The following is a 3,356-nucleotide window of genomic DNA, read 5'->3' as shown; positions in this document are numbered from 1 at the left end:
TGGGTGACTCATTTTTTGGTTTTGTGTTGTAAGTGTTTAAGGGCGCATGGTGGATGCCTTGGCACTAGGAGCCGATGAAGGACGTGGGAGGCTGCGATATGCCTCGGGGAGCTGCCAACCGAGCGTGGATCCGAGGATGTCCGAATGGGGAAACCCGGCACGAGTGATGTCGTGTCACCAGGCATTGAATACATAGGTGTCTGGGGGGAACGCGGGGAAGTGAAACATCTCAGTACCCGTAGGAAGAGAAAACAACCGTGATTCCGTGAGTAGTGGCGAGCGAAAGCGGAGGATGGCTAAACCGTGTGCATGTGATACCCGGCGGGGGTTGTGTGTGCGGTGTTGTGGGGCGTTTCTTTCTCAGGTCCGCCGGCCTGGGCAGGAGTGAGAAACCGTTGGGTTAGTTGAAGTGGTCTGGGATGGCCTGCCGGAGAGGGTGAGAGCCCCGTGGACGAAAACTCAGCGGCTCCTGAGGAGTGTTTTCCCCGAGTAGCAGCGGGCCCGTGGAATCTGCTGTGAATCTGCCGGGACCACCCGGTAAGCCTGAATACTTCCTAGTGACCGATAGCGGATTAGTACCGTGAGGGAATGGTGAAAAGTACCCCGGGAGGGGAGTGAAATAGTACCTGAAACCGTGCGCTTACAATCCGTCAGAGCCCTCGCTTTGTGTGTGGGGTGATGGCGTGCCTTTTGAAGAATGAGCCTGCGAGTCAGGGACATGTCGCGAGGTTAACCCGGGTGGGGTAGCCGTAGCGAAAGCGAGTCTGAATAGGGCGTATCCAGTTCGTAGGGGCTGGTGTAGTGGTGTGTTCTGGACCCGAAGCGGAGTGATCTACCCATGGCCAGGGTGAAGCGCGGGTAAGACCGCGTGGAGGCCCGAACCCACTTAGGTTGAAGACTGAGGGGATGAGTTGTGGGTAGGGGTGAAAGGCCAATCAAACTCCGTGATAGCTGGTTCTCCCCGAAATGCATTTAGGTGCAGCGTCGCAGTGTTCGTGTCGGAGGTAGAGCTACTGGATGGCCGATGGGCCTCACAAGGTTACTGACGTCAGCCAAACTCCGAATGCCGACACGGTGTAATGCGGCAGTGAGACGGCGGGGGATAAGCTCCGTGCGTCGAGAGGGAAACAGCCCAGATCGCCGGCTAAGGCCCCTAAGCGTGTGCTAAGTGGAAAAGGATGTGCAGTCGCGAAGACAACCAGGAGGTTGGCTTAGAAGCAGCCACCCTTGAAAGAGTGCGTAATAGCTCACTGGTCAAGTGATTGTGCGCCGATAATGTAGCGGGGCTCAAGCACACCGCCGAAGCCGCGGCAGCATGTTTACATGCTGGGTAGGGGAGCGTCCTGCATCCGGTGAAGCCGCCGAGTGATCGAGTGGTGGAGGGTGTGGGAGTGAGAATGCAGGCATGAGTAGCGATAAGGCAAGTGAGAACCTTGCCCGCCGGAAGACCAAGGGTTCCTGGGCCAGGCCAGTCCGCCCAGGGTGAGTCGGGACCTAAGGCGAGGCCGACAGGCGTAGTCGATGGACAACGGGTTGATATTCCCGTACCCGTGTATAAGCGTCCCTGATGAATCCATTCTGCTAACCGCCCAAAAGGTGGTTCACCAATCCCTTCGGGGAGCGGGGACTGCTGGCTGCGCGGGACCCGGATGGGTAGTAGTCAAGCGATGGGGTGACGCAGGAAGGTAGCCGTACCGGTCAGTGGTAATACCGGGGTAAGCCTGTAGGACGAGTGATAGGCAAATCCGTCACTCATGTGTCTGAGAGGTGATGCATAGCCGATTGAGGCGAATTCGGTGATCCTATGCTGTCGAGAAAAGCCTCTAGCGAGTAGATACACGGCCCGTACCCCAAACCAACACAGGTGGTCAGGTAGAGAATACCGAGGCGTACGAGTGAACTATGGTTAAGGAACTCGGCAAAATGCCCCCGTAACTTCGGGAGAAGGGGGACCCACATGGCGTGTAAGCCTTTGCGGCCTAAGCGTGAGTGGGTGGCACAAACCAGTGAGAAGCGACTGTTTACTAAAAACACAGGTCCGTGCGAAGTCGCAAGACGAGGTATACGGACTGACGCCTGCCCGGTGCTGGAAGGTTAAGAGGACCCGTTAACCCTTCGGGGTGAAGCGGAGAATTTAAGCCCCAGTAAACGGCGGTGGTAACTATAACCATCCTAAGGTAGCGAAATTCCTTGTCGGGTAAGTTCCGACCTGCACGAATGGCGTAACGACTTCTCAACTGTCTCAACCATAGACTCGGCGAAATTGCATTACGAGTAAAGATGCTCGTTACGCGCGGCAGGACGAAAAGACCCCGGGACCTTCACTACAACTTGGTATTGGTGCTCGATACGGTTTGTGTAGGATAGGTGGGAGACTGTGAAGCGGCCACGCCAGTGGTTGTGGAGTCGTTGTTGAAATACCACTCTGATCGTATTGGGCCTCTAACCTCGAACCCTGAACCGGGTTCAGGGACAGTGCCTGGCGGGTAGTTTAACTGGGGCGGTTGCCTCCTAAAATGTAACGGAGGCGCCCAAAGGTTCCCTCAACCTGGACGGCAATCAGGTGTTGAGTGTAAGTGCACAAGGGAGCTTGACTGCGAGACGGACATGTCGAGCAGGGACGAAAGTCGGGACTAGTGATCCGGCACCTCTGAGTGGAAGGGGTGTCGCTCAACGGATAAAAGGTACCCCGGGGATAACAGGCTGATCTTCCCCAAGAGTCCATATCGACGGGATGGTTTGGCACCTCGATGTCGGCTCGTCGCATCCTGGGGCTGGAGCAGGTCCCAAGGGTTGGGCTGTTCGCCCATTAAAGCGGCACGCGAGCTGGGTTTAGAACGTCGTGAGACAGTTCGGTCTCTATCCGCCGCGCGCGTCAGAAACTTGAGGAGACCTGTCCCTAGTACGAGAGGACCGGGACGGACGAACCTCTGGTACACCAGTTGTCCCACCAGGGGCACCGCTGGATAGCCACGTTCGGGCAGGATAACCGCTGAAAGCATCTAAGCGGGAAACCTTCTCCAAGACCAGGTTTCTCACCCATTAAGTGGGATAAGGCCCCCCGCAGACCACGGGATCGATAGACCAGACCTATACACGCAGCAATGCGTTCAGGGAACTGGCACTAACCGGCCGAAAACTTACAACAACCCCAAAACCTCGCAACCACAACCACACTTCATCAAACACACCATCAGTCTTTGATGAACACACCCCACCACCAAAACAACCCACAAGGTTTACGCTCGAAAACGAGTGAATAAAGTTACGGCGGTCCATAGCGGCAGGGAAACGCCCGGTCCCATCCCGAACCCGGAAGCTAAGCCTGCCAGCGCCGATGATACTGCCCACCCGGG

2 rRNA genes are annotated in these 3,356 nt (G+C 56.6%); both read left to right on the top strand.

Annotation, left to right across the window (positions count from 1 at the left end):
* Positions 1-26 precede the first annotated feature (26 nt).
* Positions 27-3,148 (top strand): 23S ribosomal RNA (locus ACQI46_RS25565).
* A 118-nt stretch (positions 3,149-3,266) separates the two neighbouring features.
* A 5S ribosomal RNA gene (rrf, locus tag ACQI46_RS25560) occupies positions 3,267-3,356 on the top strand; the annotation flags it as partial.

It is taken from the genome of Mycobacterium sp. SMC-4 (assembly GCF_050205565.1).
Classification (GTDB): domain Bacteria; phylum Actinomycetota; class Actinomycetes; order Mycobacteriales; family Mycobacteriaceae; genus Mycobacterium.
This window is presented reverse-complemented; position numbering and strand designations above follow the sequence as displayed.